Here is a 25,852-nt window from a genome sequence, read left to right on the forward strand (position 1 = left end):
CACAGGCCACACAGCGCGCTCGGCTACCAAGCCCCGGCGATCTATGCGGCCCATTGCACACACAGGAAGTGACTCTCAAACACCCCGGACCGATCCAAGGGGTCCCCTCAAGGGTATTTCAACGCTGATGAGGACTACTTTGAGGTTCCTTTGACTGGCGTTGGGTACTACGAAGAACCTGAGTCGGTTGAGGACGCAGAAGAGGAGGCGGAAAACACCGGAGAGCCCCCTGCCTATGAAGTAGCCGAGCCAGAACGGCCGACTGTCTCTGACGATTCCACGCAGGAAGTGTCCAAGAAAAACGGCAAGTATGTCGTCAAGACTTCTAAGAAAAAGATCAACGTCAAGTGGAAGGCCCCTGACACGGACCAGCCTGTGACGACGTACGAGATTCGCAGCAAGTTCAAAAAGAAGTCTTGGAAGAAGTGGAAAGACGTTGATCCTCGGCCTGATTTTGAGGGTTGGATTAAGGCTTCAGTCAAGGCCAAGAAGTCTGGCAACTACAAGGTACAGGTCGCAGCGTCTACTGAATGGGTGGAGCGTGGCGACAAGGCTAAGGTGAAGCTTAAGAAGAAGTGATGACTGGACACCCAGCGCAAAAGGGCTTTGCCCTAGAGAGCGACGAGGGGCTGGGGTAAAGCCTCGCCGCATTCCACAGATGACGGCTATCCCCTAATGTTCCTGGTCTTTAACGCTGCTGTAAGTCCCATTGACTATGGCTCCTAACAACGCAGATACCGCAGCTAGATCAGCTTCACTCAAATCCTCACTGTTGATAGCCATGACAACGAAACCAACAAAGGCAACAGGAATAGCCAGAGCCAGAATGATCATGGCTCTCCTGCCCTCGACTGAGGCTCTAGAACAGCGCGCTCATCTCTCACAACCATCAAGCCCGAAGTAGTTTCAACCCACTCATCTAGTAACCTTTAACTCGCCGTACAGACTCAGCGGGTGTGGCGGAATTGGCAGACGCGCAGGATTTAGGTTCCTGTGTCTTCGGACGTGAGAGTTCAAGTCTCTCCACCCGCACATCAAAGTGGGCTGTAGCCCACAACTCCCGCGGAATCACCATCGAGAATCACTCGCCTCTGCCCAGCAGACCTCCCCGGCCCGCTTCCAACCCAACAGACCCCAGCTCAGTCACCTACCGCCGCTCTCTCACTTCGCAGACTCTGTCACCGGATTAGATGTCATTCCCTCAGCGATTTCATCCGGTCGACCTCCGTAAATGGGCATACTGCCTGGGCACATCGGGAGCTGTATCTGACCGTTCGCTCACGGCTTCCGAAACGTGAGTTTGTCAAGGTGGGCTGGCCCCATCCCATCGCAGATTCGCAAGGTGAGTGGCCCCACCCACCCCCTTTCAAGTAGGCCGATTCAGTTCATGCGATTCCCTCGCATCGGTGATCGAGCGTCCTTTGACTGGCAACCACGGTGCTATCTGCTTGAGAGGTAGGGGCCGTCTTGAGGGGCGGTCACTTCTGACAGGGGGTGTTCAGGAGGATGCTAGAAACAGGGGCTTCCCGGTGGTGCCTGTTTTTGGAGTTGGGAGTGGGGTTCGCGATCCGGACCGTTCCAGGTCGTGGCACATTCTCGGCTCGCCGGGGAAGCTGTCCACCATGCGCGGTGATCTGACTATCGCACCTGAATGGTCGATCCCCTCAGGGGCAGGGCACGTATACCCTCAGGGGTAAGGCACGTATACCCTCAGGGGCAGGGCACGTATACCCTCAGGGGTAGGGCACGTGTAAATGGGAGTTGAGGAGAAGAAATGACTACCAAAGGCCGAATCACCGATCTGCCCCCGGGCCCAGTGGGTGAGGATGACAACCATGGTCGAGCTGCGGCACGGGATCGTCAGGCCAAACTGTTGGCTTCACACAGTGAGCATTCTGAACATTCGGCGAAGGTTCAGCGTGAGACAAACGCAAGTCGGCATCGTCAGGACCGACTCGCGGCCGCGGAACAGCGGCAACTCGCAGCGCAGGATCGGCAGGCGGCTCGAACTGGCCGCGAGTTGGCGGTAGCTGCGCTCCGACAGTTACCTGACGATAACGAAAAGGTGGCTGCTTACCTGAACTACGTCTTGTTAGCTGATACTGCTGACTCGCTCGCTGATAAGCGTGACCGTCAGCGTGAGCAATCAGACAGGCAATCAGAAACATTGGATCAAGAGGACGACCTGCGTTTCGGTGAGCATCACGATCGTCGCGGCCGAGTCCATAAGCGTGCGGCTAGTGACCGCCGAGCGGCTCAGCGTGATCTAGAGGAAACGAGTCGCCAGCTCACAGAACTCGAACGTGAAAGCCAGGAGCGTGCTGTCTCCGCCGCTCGATTTCTTGCCCGAGTCGAGTACGAGCGAGATCACGATGCCCTGACCGGGCTGGTAGGGCGACGTCAGATTGCTCCCATGATCCAACGAGCATTGGACAGGAGGAACCAGCAACTAGCGGAAGTGTCGACCGTGTCGGTCCTGGTATGCGATCTTGATCAATTCAAAAGCGTGAACGACACCTACGGGCATGCCGTGGGTGATCAAGTTCTCACCATCACTGCCAACCGCTTGGCTCACTCCCTGAGGGAAGGTGTGGCTGCTCGACTTGGTGGCGATGAGTTTGTACTCATCCTCGAGACTCCCGATGCCGCATCGGCGAAGGTCATCGCCGACCGGACGATAGAGTTGACGCGAAGACCTCTGGTGACCAATGTTGGGGCGCTGGCAGTGACTATGAGCGTCGGAATGACTACGACCACGAGTCACGTTCAGCCTTCTGAGTTGATCCACCGAGGCGACGCTGCTCTTATGGCAGCCAAGCGAGCGGGGGGGATCGACTCATGGTTACTAGTGGAACCAACTAATGTCCGGGGTGGCTGCCGCCTAGATGGGTGGAGTGTGTTTCGCCGACAGCGCTAGTCGGTCAGCCTCCACAGGGTCGCGAGCATGGGCAGGGTCCACATTCCGGCCGTGCTGCGCAGATCTAGCCGGAACTATCGTCGCAACCGAGTCTCCGGTTGGTGACCTGCTGAGTGAGACTTCGCTAGAGCCACTGGCAATGGGCCGCACTATTCGACTCGCGACCACTGCTCAACGAAGAGCGATGGCCATCAGAGATCGTGGCTGTGTAATCCCCGGCTGCAATATGAACGCCGACGCCTGCCAAACACACCACGTCACCGAGTGGGCACAGGGCGGCAACACCGACATAGATGACATGGCCCTACTGCGTTGGGCGCATCACCGACAAGTAGATCTTCACCGCTGGACCCTGCGACACAACACCAGTGATGGCCCCCACTGGAAAGTTCAGCGAACCCGAAGATCATCTTGGCGGCGACGAACCTAGTTGCGGACGTAGCAGTACCCATTCTTTTTCTTAGTCTTCTTCTGGAACTCGATCTTTAGGTTCTTGTTGAACTTGAACCCCTGGCATTTGTACTTGCGAACCCAGGTAGTGGTATCGGCGCGAACGTCAGTGAGCAGAACAACCTTAGACTTCTTCTTGCTGTTGTAAGGCACCCCCATCTCGGTCATAACGCTCTTGAGGGTGTTTCGCAGAACCTTCAACGAAAAGGTGCTCATCCCACTGAGTTTCTTGACCCCGGGTGGGAGTTTGATCACCATCGCTCCCCAGTTCTTGGGTTCGTCGATCTTCTTCTTAACGGGGATTTCGTTCCAGCCCCAAAACATTTTTTGGTTCTTTGCGCTATCGGGGCCTTGAGTGTAAGTATCGGCACCGACGAACGGCTGCAGCCCGTTCCACCAACTAGCTCGGCGCAGCCATAACGCCTGCTGCAACTTGATCATGTCGTCCTTCTTGCTCATCCAGCAGGCTGAATAGTCCACGGCGTAGTTCGGCGCCTTGCCCAGGTTGTTGGTACCGAAGCCGGCAGCTGGATCATTGTCGGCGAACCAGTAGTTACCCGTATTCGGCTGATTTGGTTCGTAGGCGTACGCCAGCCACCAATCGACCCAGGCACTCCAGTTGTCCCCCGAGAGACCGGTGTTGCATTGACATTCGTAATCCTCCAGCAGGGATTGTTGGTTGGGATCGTTGTTCGGCCGAGCATCAATTTGATCTATCTGGTTTTCGCCGGCATGACAGCCCCTGCCGGAAGTATTTTGAGTCGGGCTACTACCTCCCGACGGGTACTCATAGTCCGACCCATTCCACGCCGCTCGCCTGTCCAAGGAGTTTGAATCAGTGGGGTAGTAGGTGCCCACTGCAAAATTTTTGTTTCCGGGCGCGGTCATGCCTACCTGGGCGTAGTCACTGAACGGAGCGCCATACTTGGGTGAGCCGCCATTTTCGGGCGATTGTTGGCATTCATTTTTGAAAAAGGCGATTTCGTCTCCGCCACCGGGCCACGGCTTTACCACGCCGCCAGGAGCCCAGTAGCCCGACGAATCCGCAAAGCCATCGCCACACATCGGGTTCCCGCTTGCGGGATACATCGGATTGGGCGCCACAATCTCATAGTTCGTCCACGAAGCTACCCGCAGTGGGCCATTTGCAGGATCAGGCACCGCACGTAGCCACATTCCGGTGGTAGACCGAAGTTTGTTATTGAAGTTTTTGGTCTTCTTGGTCTGGCCAGGCTTCGCCGTCTGCTGATTCTTGGCAGTCGTCTCTGCCGCTTGCTCGGGAGCAGCGATCGCATTTCCGCTCACTGGCACGAGAACTAGTGCCGCGATGAGGAGCGCAAATATGGGATACCTGAAGGGTGCGGAATCGGAATCAATTTTGGGTACACCATGGGTCATTCCCAGACGGTATCTGACCGGGCGCGAACTCACCTGTTGACGGAGCCCGCCAGCATTTGGTGGAACCCGATCAACCGACTGCGTCAATACCCAATGCTGAACCCAATACTGACTTGCGAGCGGGTGACAACGCAGAAGAGGAGCCTAGAAGTCCCGCTACCCACCCCCGCGCCCACTATGGCCACCGGAACGCTGGCAAGGCATGCCCGAGCCACCGCAAATCCATTCGCACCGCATCAACCGGGATTGGTCGGCATGATGAGCAAGATATAACCGAAAGCGAGTCATGAACCTTAAGTCGCTAAAAAACCGTTTGCAGGGTGCAGTGCTGCTACCCGGCGATACAGACTTCGACCACTACCGGCAAACCTACTTTCTCGGGCCAACTGCAGCACGAACGCCCGGAGCAGTGGTGGCACCGGAAAGCGCCGCCGACATCGCCACTGTTCTGACGTGGGCCACCGACTCCGGCGCGCCGGTGGTCGCCCGCGGTGGTGGTCACGGCGACTTCAGTTCCGCCGACGACGCGGTCGTGATCGACTTGTCCGCGCACTTCAAGCACGCGGAACTGAGCGGCGATCGGGTAGTCGCCGGCGGTGGCGCGACGATGGGGATGCTGCTCGCCGCTGGTGGCGAGGCTGATCTGGTGGTTCCGGTGGGGGCAGCTGCAGGACCTGGCATGGGGTTGGCGCTACAGGGCGGCATCGGTTGGCTATGTCGCCGCTACGGCCTCACTATGGACCATCTTGTTGAAGTGGCGATGGTACTGCCGAATGGCGATCAGGTTGTCCTCAACGACGAGGCCTCAGATAGCGACTTGTGGTGGGCGGTGAAGGGCGCTGCCCCGAATTTCGGGGTGGTAACCCGAGCGAAGTTCCGCACTCATCGAGTGCCGCTGATGGGTTTTCATCGCTACGTGCTTCCCGCCGACTGTCTGGGTGATGCGCTCAACCACGCCGAGACGGTCGCCGACAATGTGGACGTGTCGCTGCTGTGCAGCAAGGCACCCGATCAGCCGGCAGAACTATTGGCCTACATCAGTGTCTGCGGTAGTGACGAGCAAGTGCAGGCTAGCCAAACGACTGCCGATGGGTTCATTGCCGGCATCACCAGCCAGGTATCGGCCAGTGACCACGTGATTGCCCCCTACCGTGATTCACCCGAGTACGACTTCCCCGGTGCGTCAGCACCGCCTCCGGGTCCGGTGCCAACCTATGAACGGTGCCCACTGCTGGGCCCGGCAGCGGACTTATCTCGGGTTGCCGACGTGTTGAATCAAGCGATGGCTCGTGCAACCACTCCGGTTCGTATCGACTTTGAACAGATGGGAGGTCAGATAGCCGCGACCCCTCGAGCGGCGACACCGTTTTGGAACCGGGACGCTCAGTGGAGCCTAGTCGTGGGTGGCATGTGGACCGAACCAGATGCCGAGCAACAGTGCCGGGATTGGGTCAGCGAGACAACTCAACAACTACAACCAGACTCCTCGGGTGGCTACATCGTCGAGGCACACCCAAGCCAGCCTGATGTCGCACAGTTCGTTGCTGCCGCTTTCGGCGACAACCTGCCGCGACTCGCAGCGATCAAACAACGGATTGACCCCGACAATCTATTTCGCTGCTACTACCCACTCGAATGAAAACAGGTGGCGAAGCGAACGACGTCGGATCACGACCGCAGCTGCCGGGTGGACAAGAGCAGCCCAACCACCCTGACCGATTTGCGTTGAGCTAGTACCAGGCAACCGCAGTAACGCCTCTGGCAGCACTGCGTGCATTCATGAAACTCGGCATCGGGCTACGAAGGTAGGGCGACCTGGTATCCACAGTCCAGCGCCAATAGGGTGGTGCGCACCACAGGCTGAGAACAACCGGAGCGATCGTGTCACAACCCAATCGGGACACTGCCAACGCGATGCTGCTGCACCGGCCCGGGACCCCGGAAACCATGGTGCCGGGCACCATTGAGGTCCCCAGCCCACGTCAGGGCGAGCTCCGGGTGCAGGTACTTGCTTGTGGACTGAATCCGGTGGACTGGAAAACGGCCCGAACTGGTCTACCTAGTTGGTCCTGGCCACATGTCCTGGGACAAGACATCGTCGGAATCATCACCGCAATAGGCCCCGATGGCGACACCACCGACCTCGGGCGGCTAGCGATCGTGCACCAAAGCCTTCCTCGCAATGGTGGCCTGGCGCAAACGTCGCTGGTGACCGCCGCAGCCACGGCACGAATCCCGACGACGACGAACGTGTTGGCCGCGGCGACCATACCCTGTGCTGGTCTCACCGCAGCCCAAGCCGTCGAACGAACTCACGTGACGGCAGACGATCAAATCCTGATCATCGGTGCAGCAGGCGCAGTCGGCACTTTTGCTACCCAACTGGTGGCCCAGCGACTGACCGGCGGCTCCAGCCGCGCACCACGCCGTGGGGAGATCACTGCACTGGTGGGGCCAGCCGACCTTGATCGGGCAGTTCACTTGGGTGCTGATGAAGCCCTTGACTACACCCAAGGTCCGCTTACTGAGGTACTGGCCAACCGACGTTTCGATGTGATCCTCGATCTAGTTGGCGCTGAGTCCAGCCGCAGCGCTGGCCTCCTCCTCGGCTACGGTGGGCGACTCGCCTCGGTCTCACGACCCGACTGGGGCGTGCCACCCTTCACCACTGCCCCCACCCTGGTCGAGTTGGCTCTCGGCGCTGCCTATGACACCGGAACTACGGCTGATTTGCGCTGGATGGCCGCCACCCTGGTAGACCTAGTTGAACTGGTTTCCCAAGGCGAACTCGTTACCCCACGGTTTGTGGTTGGCTCACTGGACGAGGCGCCCAACCTGCTCGCCGCGATGGCATCTGGCGAGTCGTCGGGTAAGCCAGTGATCGAAGTGCAGAACGGAAACTAGACCACCAGTAGGCCAGCATCCTCCCAGGCGATGATGCCGCCGCTGAGGTCATATACCGAGGTGAACCCTTGCTGAGCCATGAGTTGCGTGGCCACCGCCGATCTATTGCCAGACCGGCAATACACCGCATAGGTCTCGCTGGTATCTAACTCTGAAATTCGTTGGTCGAAGTCTGGGCCGTTCACGTCAATATTGACGGCTCCTTCGATATGACCAGCAGCAAACTCCTCCGGAGCGCGAACGTCGATCACCGCCGCACCGGAATCAACTACAGCGGCAAACTCTTGCGTGTCGACTGCCTGAACTGCCCCAGTGTCAGCCGGTCCATCGGCTCCAGGATTATCCGAACTAGAGCAGCCAACTAATAGCAGTGCCAGCGAAGCCCCCAGCAGCACAACTACCACTGCAACGCCACGACTCATTCTTGGCACCAGATATCCCATGCTCAGACTCTAACCCGCAATCGAAATCTGCCGCAGCCAGTCGATGCTTGCGGGGTTAGTCATGCTGGCCTTCGGCCACATCACGCAGCCGCTGCAGCGTAGTCCGTATGTTCTTACGGTTATGGGTCGCCCGGTCCCCCGGAATCAGTAACTGCCCCACGGCTCGGATGGGCAGGCCCAGCAGGCCGTTGCGGCGATCCCACCAAGTCTCAGTGACTCGCGTGGTGCCGTCGGCTCGGGTTCCGAAGTCATATCGCCAGCGAGAGATCGGGAGCGGACCAAAGTCAGTATCGAACTCAAAGGCCTGGCCCGGCGTGGCGATTCGGACGGTATTGAAAGTGAACCAACCAACCTGACCTCGCCGATTGGTCCCGGTGAACCGGTCTCCTACGTGCAGCGGACCCGACACTCCCCGAGCACCGGTGGCCTCCGGTGACCATTCCCCCATTCGAGAGACGTCGGCAACCAGTTCGTAGATCGCTTCTGCTGGTGCTGAGATGATCAGACTTTCCGAGATTGGCGGACCCAGCCGTCCCCGGGAGAACCTGCTGATTCGAAGCCTTGAATCGCTCACCATGATCGAGTTCTACCCGGTGCCCCGTGCCTCAAACCACCAGGCTCATTGAGCACCCTTCGTTGTTGCTGCTCCAGCGCTAGCCGATTCACCAACGAGTCCGGGTGGTGATCAGTTCTCCCACCCAGTGCAGCAATGTCTCACCGTCGAAGGGTTTCTCAATGAACAGGGAAGCGCCGGCTTTCCAACCAGACCAAGTCAGTTTTTCGTCACGGATCATCTTGGCGTCACCGTGAGCCGTCAACATGATGATGGGTAGTCGAGAACCCTGTCGCCGAAGCTGTTGCAACACCGCAATCCCGTGCATACCCGGCATCATGTGATCCAAAATCACTAGGTCTGGATCGTCACGTTCGGCTCGCACCAGTCCGGCCTGTCCATCCGAGGCCGTGATCACGTCATAGCCAGCGAAATACAAGATGTCGGTCAGCAGGTTCAGGGTGGTGACATCGTCTTCAACCACAAGCACTCGCTTGCCCGGCTTACCCACTCGCCCCAAACTGCCCGCGTCAGCCGGATCGCCAACCTCCGGCCAGGTCAGATCGATCGGCGGTGGTGTTTCCAGATTTAGCAAGTCATGGACCGCAGCAAGTAGCGAATCAGCCGTGAATGCTTTGGGAAGCGTTCGCTGCACCCCCACGCCAGCGAGTACTGGATCTGGAACCTCCGCAAACTCCGCCAGCGTGATCGCCAGAACCGGAATCTCGCCGCTCACCACCCGCAACTGTTTGACGACCCAGCAGACTTCGGACAAGTCCGGTAGTTGCGCATCCACCACGACTAGGTCCGGCTGCTGCCGCTGCAGTTCCGCGTTTACGGTAAAGGCGTCCGCCGCTTCGACGACCTCACAGAGCATGGCGGCAGTAAGGACGTCACGCACCACGGCGCGGACAGCAGGGTCGGTGTCGATCACCAAGATCCGCGTGGGCGTCATGACCCCTCCCGGGGCTGTCGGGAACAAATACCTCGAGATGAGATATCGGCAGTAGCCCCTCGTGGGTTGAGCCTAGGTCCAACTGAGTGACAAGTGTGGGAGGTGGGCGATGGAAATTCTGACTAGGTAGTGGCGCCCGGTAAAGAATCAAACCGATAGGCGCCACTACGGCGCTAGGGTTGCCACATGCCCACTCCGCACGAGGATCCGCTGCTGGAGTTGGCAGACGTTTTGGCCTCGGAACTAACCTCGCAATGGGCTGAGTTGGCGGGTCGATCAGCCGCTCGACCCGACGCCCAGTTACCCGAAGCAACTATGCACCTGCCGGACAGCGGCGTGGGTGCCCGACAGGCCGTCACGGACTTCCTAGATCACATCGCACCCAACCTCAACGGTGGTGTTGGCCCGCACTACGCGGGCTATGTCACCGGTGGCGTGACTCCGGCCGCGCTGGCGGGCGACTGGCTGACTCCGATCTTCGACACCAACGCCGGCTTCGCGACTGACGGTGCCGCCGGTCAACTGGAGAGCGGCACCATATCGATGTTGTTAGAACTGTTGAGCCTGCCCGCCGAGTTCGGTGGCACGCTGACAGCGGGCGCCACCAGCGCAACGACGGTTGGCCTGGCCGCAGCGAGACAGTGGGCCGGCCATCGCTTTGGTGTAGATGTTGCCCAATCGGGCGCCGCAGTTCCCATCTCAGTGCTATCCGGCACCGCACACGCCAGTGTGGCCAAATCAATGGCCATTCTAGGTATTGGGCGGCAACAGTTAGTCCCCGTTCCTTGCCTGCCGAATCGCGAAGCAGTGGACATCGCCGCGCTTCGGACGACACTGAGTAAGCACCAAGACTCGGCGGTCATCGTTGTGGCCAACGCCGGAACCGTGATCACCGGAGACACCGACGACCTGGCCGAAATCGCGGCGCTACGAGATGAGTTCAACTTCTGGCTGCATGTGGACGCCGCATTCGGCGGTTTCGCCGCGCTACTGCCCGACGACACCCGACTGTCCCGGTGGCAGCGGGCAGATTCCATCACCGTCGATCTGCACAAGTGGTTGAACGTCCCCTACGACAGTGGCCTGGCGCTGATACGCAACGCCGCCGTGTTGCCCGAGATCTTCGGCAACGTCGGCTCGTATCTGGCAAATGAGCCGCAACCGATGGATTTGGGGTTGGACAACAGCCGCCGGCTACGAGCACTACCGATCTGGCTGAGCCTGCAGGCCTACGGTCGCGCTGGCATCAGTGGCATGATCCAGGAGAGCGTGGCCGCTGCCAGCACGTTTGCCCAACAAGTCACTGCCGATGGCCGACTCCAACTAGCCGCCCCGGTGAGACTCAACGTGGTGACGCTGTCGTCAACCAGCACCGATATCCACGCGGCCGGTGAACGGCTAGCAAAGTCAGGAGCCGGCTTCCTCAGTCCGGCCACCTGGCAATCTCGTCCGGTCTTGCGTGGCGCATTCGTCAACTGGCGCACCGACCCAGCCGCGTTGGCAACCGCTTTGTTGTCGCAACTGAACTAGTGCGACCGACTGGTGCGCCACAAACCGCTTAGCCTGGTGGTGGTCCACCACCAGGAGGACCACCCTGACCGCCACTGCTCGCTACTTCTTCCGGTTCACCCTTGAAGCAACCAGCGGTGTATGGGTATTCGTAGGTCATGTGGTAGTGGTAGATGCTCTGCTGCTCACCGTCCCAATCCACCTCATGAGTGTGGCCGTGGCACTTGTCCAACTCGGCGTTCGTGAGTTGTTGACCGTCCTCCCCCAGCAGTCCGTAAATCCCGAAGCCATCTAGCAGGTAGCCAAGTAATGGGGAATGTTCACCCGAGGTGCCGTCGTCCAAGCAACTGGGGTTGGTGTGATGGTGATAGGTGCCATCCATTTCCGGGTGACCCCAGCACGAGTCCAAAATCTCGTGGGCACCGGCATCTCGACCCTCGGCATCGAGGGCGTTGAAGATGGCCGCACCATCTAGCGCGATGCCAATGGTGTTCATGGGTACGCAACTGGGCTCGTCGGCCACCGTGGGTTCGGCAGGAAGTTCCCAACTCACCTCTTGCTCTTGAATCGAGTTGGGGTTGCGGTCGTACTGGTAAGCCGGGTCAGATTCTCGCACTGGAAAAACGCCGGTGGGCTGGTCCGGCAGGCCGTTGCCGGTGATCACCCGCCTATTGTCGGAGACCTTGATCTTGAGTTCAGCATCCTGCCATTTGACTGACCCTTCGACTTCCGGCTTCTTGGACATATTCCAGGTATCTCCGGATATCCAATCGCCGCTGGCCTGCGCCCCACCCCCCGGGAATGTGTCGGCGCAGGACATGACAAAGCCTTTCTTGGGCTCATCGGAAATCTTGCCGTCGCCAATCGGAATCGCCTCAGCGTCGACCTCTGACTCGGCTGCGGCTGAGGTGGTCGGCGAGGCCGTGTCTTCGTCCGTGGCAGAGTCAGTGTCACCAGTGCAACCAGCCACCCCCAGCGCACACGCAGCAGCGAGAATGACTAGCGTTTTGCTGTAATCCCGCATGGCGTCACCCTAGCCAGCGGCATCTCGGGTGGCTATTCATTATCTTCTCGTCGTGAGGTGCCACCGAACCTAGGAGTGCTGCCATCATCGCCTACGCCTACGCCTACGGCCGTGCGACGGGAATGCGGCCACGGCGATCAACGTTCACACTGACACAAGGTACGCAGCACTCAACGCTGTGTAGTCCTACGCTCTAGGAGGTCCAAGCCCCATGAAGGCAATTTGGCGTGATCGCGTCATCGCAGAATCCGAAGACACGGTGCAGCTAGAAGGAACCCACTACTTCCCACCCGAATCACTCCAGGAGGAGTTCTTCGTCGACAGCGATGCCACCACGGTGTGCCCGTGGAAAGGACAAGCGTCCTACTTCGACCTTGTGGTTGATGGCGAAACAAATCGTGAAGCCGCCTGGGTTTACCGCGATCCCAAGCCCGCGGCAGCAGAGATCAAAGGTCACGTAGCGTTCTGGAAGGACGTCGACATTCAGGGCGAGGCCACAGCACCGGTAAGCCAGCCCGAAAGCCTGCTCGACAAAGTCATCGGGCGCAGCCAAGCCTGACTGGCTTCGCCGCAGTCCGCAGCCGCCACTGGTCAGCCGGATACTCGCTCGTCGATGTCGCCGTCGATGTGGGAGTCTCAGTTACCGGTGACTACGGCGTCGCGGTCGTCGTCAACGTGGGTGCTGGAGTCGGGGTAACAACTGGAGTCGGAGTAACAACTGTAGTCGGGGTAACAACTGGAGTCGGGGTAGCCGCGATACCGGACACTGTCCACCGTTGAGTTTCCGCCTCTGCCAGAACACTGGTCGAGGCCACCACTAGGCGATACTTCCAAGTCCCCAGCAGGCCATTCACCGCTCCAGTGAAGTTACCGTCGGCGTCAGTGGTCCCGGTGGCGACCGTGGTCCACGGCACCGCGGAACCCGTTGGCCGTTGCTGCAGCGCCACCGTGCGGGTTCGACTGCCGTCAGTTGTCACCGCCACGCTGAACGGAATAATCTGACCGGCAGCAACTGACGACGGCGCAGTCGGCCAACCAGTGACGACCGTCGGCTGCCGCTTCAGCACAACTCGTTGTGAGGTGTGCTGCGATATCGGGTCCCAGACTCCGGTTCGCGGCACCCGATTGGCGCGCTGCCACGACTCCACTGCTGCGAACGTGCCGCGACCAAACGCCCCATCGACGGACCCCTGATAGTGACCACCATTTTCGGACAGGTATTGCTGGAGCCATTCCACGCGCTCGCCACCCTGCCAGTACATCACCGAGGATGAGTAGCGCCAATCCCTGCCGATCGAACGCGGCGAGCGGCAAGACTTACGCCGCGGTTTGTTCACCCGCTTCTTCAGCTGCAGCGGCGCGAAATGGGAACGCACTTTCACGCATGGGCCGCGATCGACCCGGCGCACTTTACCGGTCCAATAGCTGGACTTCTGGACCGAACCATTCCAGGTAAAGGTGAAGTGGATATGGTCCATATGGTTGTCAACGCGATTGCCGCGATCTGACATCTGCCGCCAGTAGGGCTTGTACTGGGCCCACAACTGTTTGTTGTAAATGATGTACATGATCCCCCAGCGGCGGGCGTGATAGCCATTGCGCTTCGTCAGATAGCGCAAGAGTTTCTTCGCCTGTGCGTACTGGACCGGGTCGCTGACTTCTGCTTCGAAATCTAGCGCTCGCCCTTCCTCATGTTCGCTGATTCCTGGCGTATTACAGCCTCGATTGATGTTGTAGCTCTGCAAGGTTTCCGCCGGTCGGGGGAAGGTCTGCAACAGCATGTCGCGGAACGCGGCAACGCCGGGCAACTCGTTGGCGTAGCAGGCGGTCTGCGGAATATAAGGATCCCGGGGCATCGAGCCCTTCGGGTAACGACCCTTCACGATCTTGCTCCTGCGCAACGCCTTACCTGCCTGGCGACGCAGCTTTTTGGAAACCGTGGCGCCACGCACTCGAAGTGCGGAATCGCTCTTGCCTGAAATTACGCCAGTCGGGCGGCCCTCCTTGGGGCGTTGCGTCCGGCTCGCCAACTCCCCCAGCTCGTCGTAGCCGCTGTAGCCAGCCAACTCCTGCGACGACTCAGCCGCGTTTTCGGCCACACTGCTTCCTGGGCTAGCAAGTAAGGCAAAGCCCAATGCAACTGTCACCGACCCAACGCCAAGGACTACCCGTTTCATCTCCACCCCAACTGCGAACAATCTCCCGATAAACGTGATCTTCACGGTAAGCCCCCCGGCAATGAGTACCTATGATTTCCGGGGGCGCGCGCCGCTATCCGGACGGGGTGGCGTGAAGGTAGCGCTGCCCGAGCCGCTACACCCACGCTTTCAGCTGCACGGCAAGACCCGATAGCGCCTTGCCTCGGTGGCTGATGGCGTCTTTCTCTGCCGCCGACATTTCCGCGGTCGTCATCTCAAAACCGTCAGGCATGAAGATCGGGTCATAGCCAAAACCATTGCTACCGCGGCGTTCCCGCAACAACTGACCTCGCACATAGGACTCCGCTGCTAGGAAATGCGCACGACCGTGTTCATCGATGCGGGCGGCTGTTGCTGCACACCTAAACGCACCGCCCCGTCGGTCGCTGGCGACATCGTTGATTTGCGCCAACACGAGATCGAGGTTGTCATCATCAGTTGCATGCGGACCAGCCCAACGAGCAGACAACACCCCCGGCATTCCATTGAGGAAATCCACCGTCAAGCCGGAGTCGTCCGCGATCGCGATCCTGCCGGTATGCCGTGCTACCGCTTCTGACTTGATCTGTGAGTTAGCCAGAAAAGTCTCACCCGTCTCGAGAATTTCAGGCAAGTCGGCATACGTTTCCGCCCCGAGCACCTCCACGTCGAGACCACTGCCAGCCAGGATGCGCCGCAGTTCTACCACCTTCTTAGCGTTGCGCGAAGCCAGCACTACCTGGGTAGTCATCCTCGTTGCCCTGTTACTGCAAGCGCCGCTTGCTGCATGGCAGCTAATCGATCGCAGCCGCCAGCCGCCAGATCGAGTAACTCATTCAGTTCGTCCCGCGAGAAAGGTTCCTGCTCAGCGGTGCCCTGAACTTCAATGAAGCGACCGGAGCCTGTCATGACCACGTTCATGTCAGTATCAGCGGCTGAATCGTCGTCGTAGTGCAGATCCAGCCGTGGCTCGCCAGCCACAATCCCCACCGAAATCGCTGCCACCGTGTCAAAGAGCACGTCGGCGCTCGACGTGACGTGCCCCTGTTCCTTGGCCCAAGTGATCGCGTCGGCAAGCCCAATGAAGGCTCCGGTAATGGCCGCCGTACGGGTGCCGCCATCCGCCTGCAACACATCGCAATCGATGTGGATGGTGTTCTCCCCGAGTGCTTTGTAATCGATAACTGCCCGCAGCGAACGTCCGATCAATCGGGAGATCTCGTGGGTGCGACCGCCGATCTTGCCACGCACCGACTCCCGCTGATTCCGAGTGTCCGTCGCGCGAGGCAGCATCGCGTACTCTGCAGTCACCCAACCCAGGCCGGAGTCCTTGCGCCAACGCGGAACTCCCGGCACGAAACTAGCCGCACATAACACCCGGGTGCGGCCGAAGGACACCAGCGTTGACCCTTCGGCATTGTCTAGCCAACCGCGCTCGAAGGTGACCGCACGCAACTCATCGACTGCTCGTCCATCTGATCTCGCCATGGCTCAACCGTAGGACGACTACACGGCAACGGTGAGACCGGGGCTGGCCAGTCGGGCTTCCGGAAAGACTGCCTGCGCCTCCGCCAAGGTTTCCGCTGAATCATTCCATGGCACCAAGTGCGTCAGCAGGAGTTGCCCACAGTCAGCGGCTGCAGCGTGCTCGGCAGCCTGCTGGGCGGTGAGATGCAGATCAGGCGGGTTGTCCGCTGTCGAAAGGAACGATGCTTCAAACAACGCCAGATCACTGCCTTGCGCCAACTCAGACAGTTGCGGCGTGGGTCCGGTATCACCGGAGTAGGTCAGCGAACGGCCACCTGCGTCGACTCGGATTGCCCGAGCTTCCACCGGGTGGCGCATCGGAGCGGTGGTGATCTGAAAGGGCCCGATAGCGAAACTGCGTTCAATCTGGCGCACATCAAAGCCGTAGGTGATTTCAGTACTGGCCGCCAAGCCGTAGGCCGTAGCCAACCGGGCCTCGGTATCGGTCGGTCCCCACACCGGAATCCGCTGCTCCAGCCCGCCTGGTCGGTAGCGAAGTGCGACGTAGTACGAGCACAGGTCGATGAAGTGATCAACGTGTAAGTGGCTCAGCACCACCGCATCAATCCGGTAGATGTCCGCGTAGCGCTGCAGCGCCCCCAACGAGCCATTCCCCATGTCCAGCAGAATCCGCGACCCCTCGTGCTCCAGCAAATAGCAGGAGGCTGGGGAATCCGGACCGGGAAAGGACCCGGAACAGCCGACGACGGTGAGTTGCACGACCCGACCCTACCCCTGCACCGGATTCAGACTGCGCGGCACTGCAGCCACGACCGGCCCCAGGAACCGCTGCACCAGCCGATCAAATGGTTCCGGATCGCCGGTGGCGACAAACCGATGCTCAGGAGGCTGACCGCTGGCTGGTCGCAGCAAATCCTCAGCCAGCAACACGCGGTAGACATCTTTACCCGTTTCCTCGGCACTACTGATCAAGGTGACCTCCGGACCCATCACCACCGACAGTGCACCGGTGAGCAGTGGATAGTGGGTGCAACCGAGTACGAGCGTGTCCACGTCCGCCTGCTGCAATGGCGCCAAATATTCTCGCGCCACCGTGAGCACCTCATCGCCACTGGTGACGCCAGACTCCACTAGTTCCACGAACTCGGGACACGCCTGACTGGTGAGTTCCAGATGCGGGGCGGCCGCGAATGCATCGTTGTATGCCTGCGACTCGATGGTCGCCCGGGTGCCGATGACTCCGACTCGATTGTTCTTGGTGACCGCTGCTGCTCGTCGCACCGCCGGATGAATCACTTCAATAACTGGTACGTCGTAGCGTTCCCGGGCATCACGCAGGACTGCCGATGACGCCGAGTTACAGGCGATGACGAGCGCTTTGACACCTTCAGTGACCAGATAGTCCATCACGTCGAGCGCGATGCCACGCACTTCCGGAATCGGACGGGGGCCGTAGGGACCATTCTTGGTATCGCCCACGTACAGCACCGACTCGTTAGGTAACTGATCAATGACTGTCCGAACGACGGTCAGCCCGCCCACGCCGGAATCAAAGATGCCGATAGGCGCATCCGCGGTCAGGCCCATACCTGCCCCTCCAACGACTCTTCCACCGCATCCAGATCTTCGGTGTAGGCGCCGGTGGACAGATACTTCCAACCAGCATCACAGACGATGAACGCGATGTCGGCTGCTTGCCCGGCCTTGATCGCCCGCCGCGCCAAAATCAAGGAGGCGTGCAGAATGGCACCGGTGGAGATACCGGCGAAGATTCCCTCCTGCGCCAACAACTCTCTCGTCCGGCGCACCGCATCCTGCGGACCCACTGAGACGCGAGAATCCAACACCGTTTCGTCGTACAACTCGGGCACGAAGCCCTCGTCAAGGTTGCGCAGGCCGTAGACCAACTCCCCGTAGCGGGGCTCGGCGGCGGCAATGACGACACCCGGTTTTTGCTCCTTCAGAAAGCGCCCGGCACCCATCAACGTCCCCGTGGTGCCCAGTCCGGCCACAAAGTGCGTGATTTCCGGCAGGTCAGCCAGCAACTCTGGTCCCGTAGTCTCGTAGTGCGAGCGCCAGTTTGCGTCGTTGCCATACTGGTAGAGCATCACCCAGTCTGGGTTTTCTTTCGCTAGTTCCTTGGCGTGCCGGACTGCCTCGTTTGAACCACCCACCGGAGAGCTGTAGATGACCTCCGCACCCCACATATTCAACAACTGGGTGCGCTCCGGTGACGTATTCTCCGGCATCACCGCCACCAACCGGTAGCCCTTTAACTTGGCAGCCATTGCTAGCGAAATACCGGTGTTGCCACTAGTGGGTTCCAAGATGGTTTGGCCAGGCTGCAGGGCGCCGCTTGCTTCGGCTTCCGCAATCATGGCCAACGCAGGTCGATCCTTCACCGAACCCGTGGGATTACGATCCTCTAGCTTGGCCCACAACCGAACGTCTGGTGCAGGCGATAGTCGGGGCAGCCCAACTAACGGGGTGCCCCCCACTGAATCGATCAGCGAGGCGAAGCGCATTGATCAGCCGCCAGCCACAGCAGGCAGAATGGTGACGACGTCGCCGTCAGCGACATCGGTGGCCAGGCCAGCCAGGAACCGAACGTCCTCATCGTTGAGGTACACGTTGATGAATTTGCGGAGCTGGCCGTCTTCGATCACTCGTTCAGCGAAACCGCTGTACTGGCCGTTTACGGCCGCCAGCACCCCAGCAACATCGCTACCACTGACCTCCACGGCGCGCTGATCATCGGTTAGGGTGCGCAAGATCGTCGGAATTTCTACGGTAACCGGCATGTTCTCTCCTCTAGCGATTCCTGCTATCACCGGCCAGGGTGGCGGGTAACTAATTCGCGGCCGCTTCGATTATTCCCCACGACAACCGAACCGCCACTGCGGCATAGGCCCGATCAACAGAATTCCACCTTCTCCTCGGTGACAACTCCGGCTCTGATCCGAAAAGAACGAAATTCCACTGGACCCGGATCGTTGCCCGACTCCCGAGTCGACACCAGCACGTAGTGGGCTTCCGGCTCATTCGCGTAGGAGACATCGGTTTGCGAAGGATAGGCCGCCGTGGCGGTATGGGAGTGGTAGATCACCACGGGCTCCTCGCCTAGCTTGTCCATCTCTCGGTACAACTTGAGCAAGTCGAGACTGTCGAACTCGTAGAAAGTCATGGATCGGGCGGCATTCAACATCGGAATGAACCGCTCTGGTTTGTCGGAGCCAGCCGGGCCAGCCACAACCCCACAGGCCTCATCCGGATGGTCGCGCTGGGCGTGGGCAATGATCTCGTCAGCAATTGACCGCGGTAGCCGCAGCACTCCAGCTGCGGCTGCTGGATCCTGACTGGCCATAACTCATTGACTCCTCGTAGGTGTAGATCGAATGTTTATGCTGTCAGATCGTTGTTGGCGATTTCACCCAGAGCCGCGCGAGTCTTCGCTATTTCGCGATGGCATCGAGGAACGTTGCCTGCAGCCAGGTCAGCCATTGATATATCTCAAACTGTTGACGCCGCGGGTCATCCGGATCCCAAAACTTAGTAACCTCTTGCTCATCATCGGTAATGTCGAGCCGGCTACCTAGCACCAGCCGCATATCGTTCAGGGCGCCCAACAATGCAGGAATTTTGTCCCGAGTGATGTCAGTTACTGCTGGTCGATCCTCCGACACCTCTGGGGTAGTCAACTCAGCCAACACCACTCGGGTGACAACGAGCCGATCGGCTTTCAGCCTGCGCAGACCGCTCTCGGTATACCGGCGAAAATCAGCCGCCGCGTCCTCATCATCGCGATAGGCATCTGGGAATAGTCGCAACAGCGCCGGATCTGCCGGCGGTGCCGCCTGCTCACCGAGATTTTGCAACTGCTCGAGCGGATCGCCGGTGGGCTCAGTGGTGGGTCCCAGCAGTTCGGCCATGGAGTCGATCAGGCTGATCAACAACACCGCCTCTTGCGGGGTCAGCCCCAATCGAAGTGATCCTCGGGTGCGGTAGAACCCGCGCTTGTTGCTACCAAACATTCAGTCGTCTTTCACCAAGGTGGCCCATAAGCCAAAGCCGTGCATCGCCTCGACATCCCGCTCCATCTCTTCCCGGCTGCCGTTGCTCACCGCCGCCCGGCCCTCGTTGTGCACCGCCAGCATCAACTCGGTGGCCTTTTCCTTCGGATAGCCAAAGTGGGTCATAAAGACATGGGTCACGTAATCCATCAGATTGACCGGATCGTTCCACACGACCGTCACCCAGGGTCGGTCGGTACGGAGGTCTTCCTCGACCTCCTCGATTGCTTCGGGTACCGCAGTCACTGCCCCATGGTGCCATGATGGGGTTATGATCCCTCCTCCGGCGCCGAACCTCCCGCAATCGGATTTAGTGAAACGGATTCGCACCAACGTGATCGGCGAGGACGTCGTGGTACCTGGCCCGTTCGGTGATCGCCGCATTACCTATGCCGACTACACCGCGAGTGGTCGCGGCCTGTCGCTGATCGAGGAGGTGATCCAGCGCCGGGTGTTACCGGCCTACGCGAATACCCACACCGAAAGCAGCGGAACCGGATTGCAGACCACCCGGCTGCGAGAGGAAGCGCGGGGCATCATTCATGACGCCGTGGGGGCGGATGAGGACTATGCAGTCATTTTTGCTGGCTCGGGGTGCACCGGAGCTATTGATCGGTTGATCGGAATCCTCAACCTACGCATCCCCGCCGATCTCGATGGGCGCTATGGCTTCAGCAACCAAATCCCCGCGGCGGAACGGCCCGTGGTGTTCATCGGACCGTACGAACACCACAGCAATGAGTTGCCGTGGCGAGAAAGCATCGCCGATGTCGTGGCGATTGCCGAGACCCCGGACGGACACATCGACCCCGAATCGTTGACCGAGGCCTTGGATAAGTACGCGGATCGGCCGCTCAAGATTGGCGCCTTTAGCGCTGCCAGCAATGTCACCGGGATCCTCACCGACTGCGACGGCATCTCTCGACTGCTGCATGAACACGGCGCACTGGCGGTCTGGGACTACGCGGCAGCTGCTCCTTATGTCAAGATTCGGGCTGCGGCACCTGCCAGCGATCAACTGGCGGGCAAGGATGCCATCGTGCTGTCACCACATAAATTCATCGGTGGCCCCGGCACACCCGGCGTGCTGGTGATTCGTCGGGAGCTGTTGTCGAACTCGGTTCCGGCAGTCGTCGGTGGTGGCACAGTGCGTTTCGTCAACCCCGATGAGCACGAGTATCTGGCGAACCCCGAAGAACGGGAGGAAGCTGGCACGCCGGCGATCGTTGAGTCCATCAGGGCGGGTTTGGTGTTCAAACTCAAGGAGTCGGTAGGGACCGACACTATTGAACGGCTGGAAGCGGATTGGACCAGACGCGCGATCAGCACCTGGCGCGAACATTCGCAGATCGACATTCTCGGCAACCCCGATACCGATCGGTTATCCATCGTGTCTTTCGTGGTGCGGTCACCTACAGACCGGTTCCTGCACCACAACTTTATCGTCGCGGTGCTCAACGATCTCTTTGGTATCCAGGCACGCGGTGGTTGCTCCTGTGCCGGACCCTACGGCCATCGGCTCTTGGGGATCGACCTCGATACCAGCCACGAATTCGAGCGGGAGATCTCCAGCGGCTGTGAGGGCATCAAGCCCGGCTGGACTCGAGTCAACTTCAACTACTTCTTATCGGAAGACATGTTTCGGTTCATCGTCGATGCGGTCTCGATGACGGCATCATTGGGCTATCGGCTGCTGCCCTTCTATCAGTTCGACCCCGAATCGGGACTCTGGCGTCACCGGGAAGGCCGAGCCGATCCACCACTGAGTTTGACCGACGTCACCTTTACTGACGACGGAGTATCGCTACCGCCCGATCTGCCCCGAGCACCGGTCTCGGTCCTCGCTGACTACCTTGCGGAAGGCCAGGAACTCTTGGCCAGCCTCCCCGATCCGGAAGGCAGTCACATCGACGACCTACTCAGCGTGGACTTCGAGTCATTGCGGTGGTTTGAGCTGCCCCGCGAGTCGCTACTCACTGGCCCGTAGGACAAATGTCGCTGTTCCAGCGATTCACTGAGCAAACCACATCGGCCAGCCGATGCGACCGTCGCCTAGCGCGAGCGAACCTTCACCGTGTTGCTACGTAGCTTGCCGTGATTGTCAGTTCCCTTCACCACGAGCCGGAACTTGAACTTCTTGGGTTTGGCGGGCAGCGAGACTTTGAACTTGACCTTGCCTTTTTGGCTGGTGGTGCCCGTCTCCTTGGTTCGCCATTTGCCGTTCTGCTTCAACTGTCGTTTCACCACGGCTCCCTGCTCCTTGGGACGCACCTTGCCTTTAACAACGGCCTTTCCGCCAGCGCGAGGGGTATCGTTCTTGACCTTGGCGGACATTTCGTACCCACCCGGTTCCGGAGCTGGTTTCGGGTCAGGCGGTGATTGTGAGCCATCCGCAAGCGGTGCAAGCGCGGCGAAACTTCCCGAGTCCATAGACGCGAGATGCCACACTGCGACACCACCGATGCCGTAATCCTCGACGATCTTGGTGCGGCTTGCTGCCGTTCCTTCACCGCCGAACCAGACCTGTTTACGCACGTCACACTCACCGGTGCGTTGCTGGCCGCCGGACCCGGTCCAACTGCCGGTTTCGGTCTTCACATAGTCGAAGGTGTATTCCTTGGCTTCCTGATCAAACCTCGGCGTCGTGCCATAAGAAGTAGCTAGGTCACGAGCGCTGCTCGGTGACAGCGCAACGGCGTCACGTCCGTTTGGCCGCCACTTGCTGTTGCAGCTGCCCACAGTGATGACCTTGTCGTTGCTATCCCGCTGGTACCAACTCTTGCCGTACTGATGCAGTCCTACATAGATCTTGCTCTGATTCTGCTTCCCGACCTGAGCCACCGCGCTGCGGGCCACTTCACCCACCCACGGGGCTGGACCGATGGGGCCCGGTCGAGACCAAGAGTAGTCGTAGGTCATCAGCCGCAGCCGATCCGAATGTTCAGCCAACACTGGCCAGTCGAAAACGTTGTAGCCACCACCGGGGTTCGGACTGCCATCAGAGGTGAACGGCGAGTAGCCACCGGGGACGGTCACTGACAGCAACTTCCCCTGGGCGCGCAACGCAGCACCCAGTCGAACGATGGTGTCGTTCAGCCGTGGCCTGGTGGTATCCCAGGTGCTGGATCCGTCATTAAAGGCGAAGTTTTCCCAGTCAAGATCCACCCCATCCACACCGGACTTCACCACCCAATCGGTGATTTGATCGGCCAGCGCTTGTCGCCTACTTTCCTTGGCCAGGTATTCGGACAGCTGCCGCCGGCGATTGAAGTCAAGATCGGTGTGAGTCGCGAAGACCAGCACTCCCTGGTCTTGCAGCCCGCGGCGGGCCGCATCGAAGGTCGAGTTGGTCCAGGGCGTGTCACTGGCGGCCTGACAACTGCCGCCAGCAGTCGTGCACATCGGCCGATCCGGTCCAGCCCAATGCCACCAGAAGATATTCGCTTCGCCGACGACGCCGTTGCTGTTGCTGGCAATGCTGGTCATGTCGCCAGGGCTGGTCCAGTAGCCGAACCAGCCGCTAACTGCTCGCGAACGGTCGGCAGCGGTCGCCGCAGTCGCTGGCACGACAAGTGCCAGCGCGATGAGGATAATTAGACTCCGCGAAAGAGATCGCACGACTTCCCTCCCATGCCCAGAACGTCGGCTATCGATAACCCGAGTATGAGGCGGAGGAAGGCGATTCGGTTTCAACGCGCCTACGCCTTGTCCGAAATATCCGATATTCGACCATGTCGCGGCGAATTCCCATTTCTCGGCACGAGCCCCATACAGTCGCGTTGTGGTGGGAATAGAACTAAGGAAATCAGGGCATTCCAGAATCGTCGGAGTCACGGCTGCTGGGGCTGGACTCGTACTGGGCGCGACACTGCTGGCACCAACCGCTGCTGCGGAGGTGCCGGTCTGGCCGTCGTCGGTGCGGGCAGCGTTGCCCACCAACCTGCAGTTACCCGCAACAACCACTACCGCCGACTATCTACCCACCCTGATCAAGCGACTGAAGAAGCGCTCTCGAGCAAAGTCGCTGGGACGAAAGACCGTATCCGTCTTTGTCAGTGATCTGGAAACCGGACAGAAGGTATTCAAACGCCGCGCTGGCAAAGCACGAATCCCCGCCTCGGTGATGAAGTCAGCGACCGCCCTAACCGTTATGTCCGCTCGTGGCGCCTACCACCAGTTCACCACGTCCGTCACACGCAGCGCAGACGGGATGGTGCTCACCCTGGTCGGTGGTGGCGATCCGCTGCTTGACTCCAATGACCTCAAGGTCCTCGCGACGGAGACTGCAGCGGCCCTTTCCACGCAAGGATCACCCGCAGGGCGCCTCAGGCTGCAGGTGGACGACTCGATATTCGCTGCGCCGACGCACCCCAGCGGCTGGCCATCGCACTACTACCCGAACTACGCTCGCAAACCCTTCGGACTGACCCGCCGCTGGGTTGCCGCGAATGATGGTGCGATTGACGCTGGGAAGCACTTCCGAAAAGAACTGAAGCGCGCAGTTACGGAGTTGACCGGAGCAGGGCTTCGGGTGCGACGCAAAGTGACCCGCCCGATTCCCGGCGGCGACATCGCACCGCCACCAGCGACACCGGTTGCTAGCGAGCCCACCACTACGCCCACCCCCGCTGCGTCGCCCACTGAAGTGGCCCCGACTATCGAGAGCGGGGTTATCGCTACCTTCGCCGAGCACAGCGTCATGGATGCGGTTAACGCCATGTTGCCGTCCTCGGACAACTCCATTGCCGAGAATCTGATCAGGCATGTTGCAGCAGCCAAAGACATGCCAACGACTGCTACGGGGGCAGCGGCAGCCGTCACCGCAGAACTCAAACGGCTGCAGATACCGATGCGTCGAATAAGAATCGTCGACGGCAGCGGACTATCCCGCCAAAATCAACTCACCGCGAAGGCCGCCACCGCTATCAACCGGGCCATGCTGGATCCAGCTCGGCCGGAACTGGCGCTCGGCGTTTTTGCCATGCCGCGCGCCGGAGTCTCCGGCACCCTCAGCCGGCGGTTCGGCGCTGGTCTCACTCGGTGTGCCCGGGACAAGGTCATGGCCAAGACTGGAACGTTGAGCAGCGTCGTTTCGCTCTCGGGCGTCGCAGGCGCTAGAGACGGGCGACCCCGAGCATTCACCATCTTCATCAACGACTTCCGCAGTTCAACGACTTCGGCCCGCTACTGGACAGATGCAATGGCTACCGCCGTTACCGGCTGCGGCTAACTAGCAATAAAACAGCCATCGCGTCGCTTGCTGATTCCGACGGTGGGTGCGATTTAGCGCACGGAACGGGCGATTTCGGCAGCAGCGGCGACCAAGCGCGGCCCCACGACCGTGGTGTCCAACTCCGACATCGAGAGCACTCCAACTGAGGCTTCAAAGCCGGGAACTCCGAGCAGCGGAGCGGCAACGGCATAGCCACCGTGTGCAGGATCTCCCCCCGAGATCACCCAACCCTCGTCCAGCGGACGACCCTCTGCTTGCGTTGCCACAGCAGTTCTACTGGCGACACCGCGATCCAAGGCCACCCGACTGCTGGGGCGAGCGGCGGCTGGCTGGTCAGTTCGGGCGGGCTCAACAACGGCAACTACCACCGTCTCCTCACCCTCAACCAGGGTGAGGTGTGCCGTCACGTTGAGCTGCTCAGCCAGCTTGCGCAGTGTGGGTACCGCGGCTTCCCGCAGCATGGACTGCACGTTGCGAGCAAGCGTGAGCGCGGCCAAGCCAAGCCGGCAACGATTACCGCCACCGCGCCGGAGCATGCCATGTTGTTCCAGCGTGACCACCAACCGGTAGACGATCGTGCGACTGACATCGAGCTGTCGAGCCAACTCAGTGACGGTGAGGCCTTCCGGGTGAGCCGCCAGCGCTTCAAGTACTTGCAAACCCCGATCAAGGGTCTGGCTAGTTTCAGCTGCCATGCTGCTCACTCCCCCTTCTTGAGGGCCCTAACGTTG

Annotated in this window: 26 protein-coding genes and 1 tRNA gene; 9 read left to right on the forward strand and 18 right to left on the reverse strand. The window is 60.0% G+C overall.

What is annotated here, in order from left to right:
• The first annotated feature begins 288 nt into the window (after nt 1–288).
• The gene (locus K0U62_02285) at nt 289–579 is read left to right on the forward strand and encodes a hypothetical protein (GenBank protein ID MCH9800346.1); all 291 of its coding nucleotides are present in this window, start codon (nt 289–291) and stop codon (nt 577–579) included.
• 93 nt (nt 580–672) lie between these two features.
• Here the strand turns inward: K0U62_02285 and K0U62_02290 are convergent, their stop codons facing one another.
• Entirely contained in the window at nt 673–834 is a 162-nt protein-coding gene (locus K0U62_02290; protein ID MCH9800347.1) for a hypothetical protein, read from the reverse strand.
• A gap of 116 nt (nt 835–950) precedes the next feature.
• Here K0U62_02290 and K0U62_02295 point away from each other — a divergent pair.
• Together K0U62_02295 and K0U62_02300 are read left to right on the forward strand one after the other, a co-directional pair.
• Nucleotides 951–1,032 (forward strand) — tRNA-Leu (locus K0U62_02295).
• Nucleotides 1,033–1,774: 742 nt separating this feature from the next.
• The gene (locus tag K0U62_02300) at nt 1,775–2,917 is read left to right on the forward strand and encodes a diguanylate cyclase (protein MCH9800348.1); all 1,143 of its coding nucleotides are present in this window, start codon (nt 1,775–1,777) and stop codon (nt 2,915–2,917) included.
• 426 nt (nt 2,918–3,343) lie between these two features.
• Here K0U62_02300 and K0U62_02305 read toward each other — a convergent pair whose 3' ends face one another.
• Nucleotides 3,344–4,765, reverse strand: a complete 1,422-nt coding sequence (locus K0U62_02305) for a hypothetical protein (protein ID MCH9800349.1) — start codon at nt 4,763–4,765, stop codon at nt 3,344–3,346.
• 412 nt (nt 4,766–5,177) lie between these two features.
• On the opposite strand from K0U62_02305, the gene K0U62_02310 reads away from it, so the two are divergent.
• The gene (locus K0U62_02310) at nt 5,178–6,404 is read left to right on the forward strand and encodes an FAD-binding oxidoreductase (protein MCH9800350.1); all 1,227 of its coding nucleotides are present in this window, start codon (nt 5,178–5,180) and stop codon (nt 6,402–6,404) included.
• Nucleotides 6,405–6,646: 242 nt separating this feature from the next.
• On the forward strand, nt 6,647–7,669 hold the full coding sequence (locus tag K0U62_02315) for a zinc-binding dehydrogenase (GenBank protein ID MCH9800351.1): 1,023 nt from the start codon (nt 6,647–6,649) through the stop codon (nt 7,667–7,669).
• Here the strand turns inward: K0U62_02315 and K0U62_02320 are convergent.
• The 3 genes from K0U62_02320 to K0U62_02330 all read right to left on the reverse strand — a co-directional run bounded on the left by K0U62_02320 (nt 7,666) and on the right by K0U62_02330 (nt 9,620).
• On the reverse strand, nt 7,666–8,091 hold the full coding sequence (locus K0U62_02320; GenBank protein MCH9800352.1) for a rhodanese-like domain-containing protein: 426 nt from the start codon (nt 8,089–8,091) through the stop codon (nt 7,666–7,668). The two genes, K0U62_02315 and K0U62_02320, sit on opposite strands and share 4 nt — an antisense overlap.
• A 76-nt stretch (nt 8,092–8,167) precedes the next feature.
• Nucleotides 8,168–8,689, reverse strand: a complete 522-nt coding sequence (locus tag K0U62_02325; GenBank protein ID MCH9800353.1) for an SRPBCC family protein — start codon at nt 8,687–8,689, stop codon at nt 8,168–8,170.
• Between the two features lie 85 nt (nt 8,690–8,774).
• Nucleotides 8,775–9,620, reverse strand: a complete 846-nt coding sequence (locus K0U62_02330) for a response regulator (protein ID MCH9800354.1) — start codon at nt 9,618–9,620, stop codon at nt 8,775–8,777.
• Between the two features lie 186 nt (nt 9,621–9,806).
• Between K0U62_02330 and K0U62_02335 the strand changes: the two genes are divergently transcribed.
• Entirely contained in the window at nt 9,807–11,150 is a 1,344-nt protein-coding gene (locus K0U62_02335) for an aspartate aminotransferase family protein (GenBank protein MCH9800355.1), read from the forward strand.
• A 28-nt stretch (nt 11,151–11,178) separates the two neighbouring features.
• Here K0U62_02335 and K0U62_02340 read toward each other — a convergent pair whose 3' ends face one another.
• The gene (locus K0U62_02340; protein MCH9800356.1) at nt 11,179–12,153 is read right to left on the reverse strand and encodes a YHYH protein; all 975 of its coding nucleotides are present in this window, start codon (nt 12,151–12,153) and stop codon (nt 11,179–11,181) included.
• A gap of 211 nt (nt 12,154–12,364) precedes the next feature.
• Here K0U62_02340 and K0U62_02345 point away from each other — a divergent pair, with 211 nt between their 5' ends.
• Complete coding sequence (locus K0U62_02345; GenBank protein ID MCH9800357.1) at nt 12,365–12,712, forward strand: DUF427 domain-containing protein; 348 nt, start codon at nt 12,365–12,367, stop codon at nt 12,710–12,712.
• Nucleotides 12,713–12,803: 91 nt separating this feature from the next.
• Here the strand turns inward: K0U62_02345 and K0U62_02350 are convergent, their stop codons facing one another.
• From K0U62_02350 to clpS, 10 genes are all read right to left on the reverse strand, one after another.
• Nucleotides 12,804–14,375: a peptidoglycan-binding protein gene (locus tag K0U62_02350; protein MCH9800358.1), complete on the reverse strand. Its 1,572-nt coding sequence runs from the start codon at nt 14,373–14,375 to the stop codon at nt 12,804–12,806.
• Between the two features lie 91 nt (nt 14,376–14,466).
• Complete coding sequence (locus K0U62_02355; GenBank protein MCH9800359.1) at nt 14,467–15,081, reverse strand: non-canonical purine NTP pyrophosphatase; 615 nt, start codon at nt 15,079–15,081, stop codon at nt 14,467–14,469.
• Nucleotides 15,078–15,818: a ribonuclease PH gene (gene rph, locus K0U62_02360; GenBank protein ID MCH9800360.1), complete on the reverse strand. Its 741-nt coding sequence runs from the start codon at nt 15,816–15,818 to the stop codon at nt 15,078–15,080. The genes K0U62_02355 and rph overlap by 4 nt, the downstream gene beginning before the upstream one ends.
• Before the next feature lie 18 nt (nt 15,819–15,836).
• Nucleotides 15,837–16,577 carry an MBL fold metallo-hydrolase gene (locus K0U62_02365; protein ID MCH9800361.1) on the reverse strand — a complete coding sequence of 247 codons (741 nt, stop codon included), beginning with the start codon at nt 16,575–16,577 and terminating at the stop codon, nt 15,837–15,839.
• A 9-nt stretch (nt 16,578–16,586) separates the two neighbouring features.
• The gene (gene murI, locus K0U62_02370) at nt 16,587–17,405 is read right to left on the reverse strand and encodes a glutamate racemase (GenBank protein ID MCH9800362.1); all 819 of its coding nucleotides are present in this window, start codon (nt 17,403–17,405) and stop codon (nt 16,587–16,589) included.
• Nucleotides 17,396–18,343: a cysteine synthase gene (locus K0U62_02375; protein MCH9800363.1), complete on the reverse strand. Its 948-nt coding sequence runs from the start codon at nt 18,341–18,343 to the stop codon at nt 17,396–17,398. The genes murI and K0U62_02375 overlap by 10 nt, the downstream gene beginning before the upstream one ends.
• A 3-nt stretch (nt 18,344–18,346) precedes the next feature.
• On the reverse strand, nt 18,347–18,619 hold the full coding sequence (locus K0U62_02380; protein ID MCH9800364.1) for a MoaD/ThiS family protein: 273 nt from the start codon (nt 18,617–18,619) through the stop codon (nt 18,347–18,349).
• Between the two features lie 113 nt (nt 18,620–18,732).
• A complete protein-coding gene (locus K0U62_02385; GenBank protein ID MCH9800365.1) occupies nt 18,733–19,182 on the reverse strand; it encodes a M67 family metallopeptidase in 450 nt (149 codons plus the stop codon).
• Nucleotides 19,183–19,270: 88 nt separating this feature from the next.
• A complete protein-coding gene (locus K0U62_02390) occupies nt 19,271–19,849 on the reverse strand; it encodes a DUF2017 domain-containing protein (protein ID MCH9800366.1) in 579 nt (192 codons plus the stop codon).
• Nucleotides 19,850–20,272 (reverse strand): ATP-dependent Clp protease adapter ClpS, encoded by a 423-nt coding sequence (gene clpS, locus K0U62_02395; GenBank protein MCH9800367.1) that lies wholly within the window; start codon nt 20,270–20,272, stop codon nt 19,850–19,852. It lies immediately after the preceding gene.
• Here clpS and K0U62_02400 point away from each other — a divergent pair.
• Nucleotides 20,160–21,875: an aminotransferase class V-fold PLP-dependent enzyme gene (locus tag K0U62_02400; protein MCH9800368.1), complete on the forward strand. Its 1,716-nt coding sequence runs from the start codon at nt 20,160–20,162 to the stop codon at nt 21,873–21,875. The genes clpS and K0U62_02400 overlap by 113 nt on opposite strands.
• Nucleotides 21,876–21,940: 65 nt before the next feature.
• Here K0U62_02400 and K0U62_02405 read toward each other — a convergent pair whose 3' ends face one another.
• Nucleotides 21,941–23,506: a hypothetical protein gene (locus K0U62_02405; GenBank protein ID MCH9800369.1), complete on the reverse strand. Its 1,566-nt coding sequence runs from the start codon at nt 23,504–23,506 to the stop codon at nt 21,941–21,943.
• A 163-nt stretch (nt 23,507–23,669) separates the two neighbouring features.
• On the opposite strand from K0U62_02405, the gene K0U62_02410 reads away from it, so the two are divergent.
• Complete coding sequence (locus K0U62_02410) at nt 23,670–25,118, forward strand: D-alanyl-D-alanine carboxypeptidase (GenBank protein MCH9800370.1); 1,449 nt, start codon at nt 23,670–23,672, stop codon at nt 25,116–25,118.
• A gap of 53 nt (nt 25,119–25,171) precedes the next feature.
• Here the strand turns inward: K0U62_02410 and K0U62_02415 are convergent, their stop codons facing one another.
• Entirely contained in the window at nt 25,172–25,816 is a 645-nt protein-coding gene (locus K0U62_02415; protein ID MCH9800371.1) for a helix-turn-helix domain-containing protein, read from the reverse strand.
• Nucleotides 25,817–25,852 lie beyond the last annotated feature (36 nt).

It is taken from the genome of Actinomycetes bacterium, assembly GCA_022599915.1.
GTDB lineage: Bacteria > Actinomycetota > Actinomycetes > S36-B12.

Excerpts from the sequence above, each read along its gene's own strand:
- K0U62_02290 (MCH9800347.1), bottom strand. The coding sequence starts at position 834 with ATGATCATTCTGGCTCTGGCTATTCCTGTTGCCTTTGTTGGTTTCGTT.
- K0U62_02300 (MCH9800348.1), top strand. The coding sequence starts at position 1,775 with ATGACTACCAAAGGCCGAATCACCGATCTGCCCCCGGGCCCAGTGGGT.
- K0U62_02305 (MCH9800349.1), bottom strand. The coding sequence starts at position 4,765 with ATGACCCATGGTGTACCCAAAATTGATTCCGATTCCGCACCCTTCAGG.
- K0U62_02320 (MCH9800352.1), bottom strand. The coding sequence starts at position 8,091 with ATGAGTCGTGGCGTTGCAGTGGTAGTTGTGCTGCTGGGGGCTTCGCTG.
- K0U62_02325 (MCH9800353.1), bottom strand. The coding sequence starts at position 8,689 with ATGGTGAGCGATTCAAGGCTTCGAATCAGCAGGTTCTCCCGGGGACGG.
- K0U62_02330 (MCH9800354.1), bottom strand. The coding sequence starts at position 9,620 with ATGACGCCCACGCGGATCTTGGTGATCGACACCGACCCTGCTGTCCGC.
- K0U62_02335 (MCH9800355.1), top strand. The coding sequence starts at position 9,807 with ATGCCCACTCCGCACGAGGATCCGCTGCTGGAGTTGGCAGACGTTTTG.
- K0U62_02340 (MCH9800356.1), bottom strand. The coding sequence starts at position 12,153 with ATGCGGGATTACAGCAAAACGCTAGTCATTCTCGCTGCTGCGTGTGCG.
- K0U62_02345 (MCH9800357.1), top strand. The coding sequence starts at position 12,365 with ATGAAGGCAATTTGGCGTGATCGCGTCATCGCAGAATCCGAAGACACG.
- K0U62_02355 (MCH9800359.1), bottom strand. The coding sequence starts at position 15,081 with ATGACTACCCAGGTAGTGCTGGCTTCGCGCAACGCTAAGAAGGTGGTA.
- rph (MCH9800360.1), bottom strand. The coding sequence starts at position 15,818 with ATGGCGAGATCAGATGGACGAGCAGTCGATGAGTTGCGTGCGGTCACC.
- murI (MCH9800362.1), bottom strand. The coding sequence starts at position 17,405 with ATGGGCCTGACCGCGGATGCGCCTATCGGCATCTTTGATTCCGGCGTG.
- K0U62_02375 (MCH9800363.1), bottom strand. The coding sequence starts at position 18,343 with ATGCGCTTCGCCTCGCTGATCGATTCAGTGGGGGGCACCCCGTTAGTT.
- K0U62_02380 (MCH9800364.1), bottom strand. The coding sequence starts at position 18,619 with ATGCCGGTTACCGTAGAAATTCCGACGATCTTGCGCACCCTAACCGAT.
- K0U62_02385 (MCH9800365.1), bottom strand. The coding sequence starts at position 19,182 with ATGGCCAGTCAGGATCCAGCAGCCGCAGCTGGAGTGCTGCGGCTACCG.
- K0U62_02390 (MCH9800366.1), bottom strand. The coding sequence starts at position 19,849 with ATGTTTGGTAGCAACAAGCGCGGGTTCTACCGCACCCGAGGATCACTT.
- K0U62_02400 (MCH9800368.1), top strand. The coding sequence starts at position 20,160 with ATGATCCCTCCTCCGGCGCCGAACCTCCCGCAATCGGATTTAGTGAAA.
- clpS (MCH9800367.1), bottom strand. The coding sequence starts at position 20,272 with ATGCGGCGATCACCGAACGGGCCAGGTACCACGACGTCCTCGCCGATC.
- K0U62_02415 (MCH9800371.1), bottom strand. The coding sequence starts at position 25,816 with ATGGCAGCTGAAACTAGCCAGACCCTTGATCGGGGTTTGCAAGTACTT.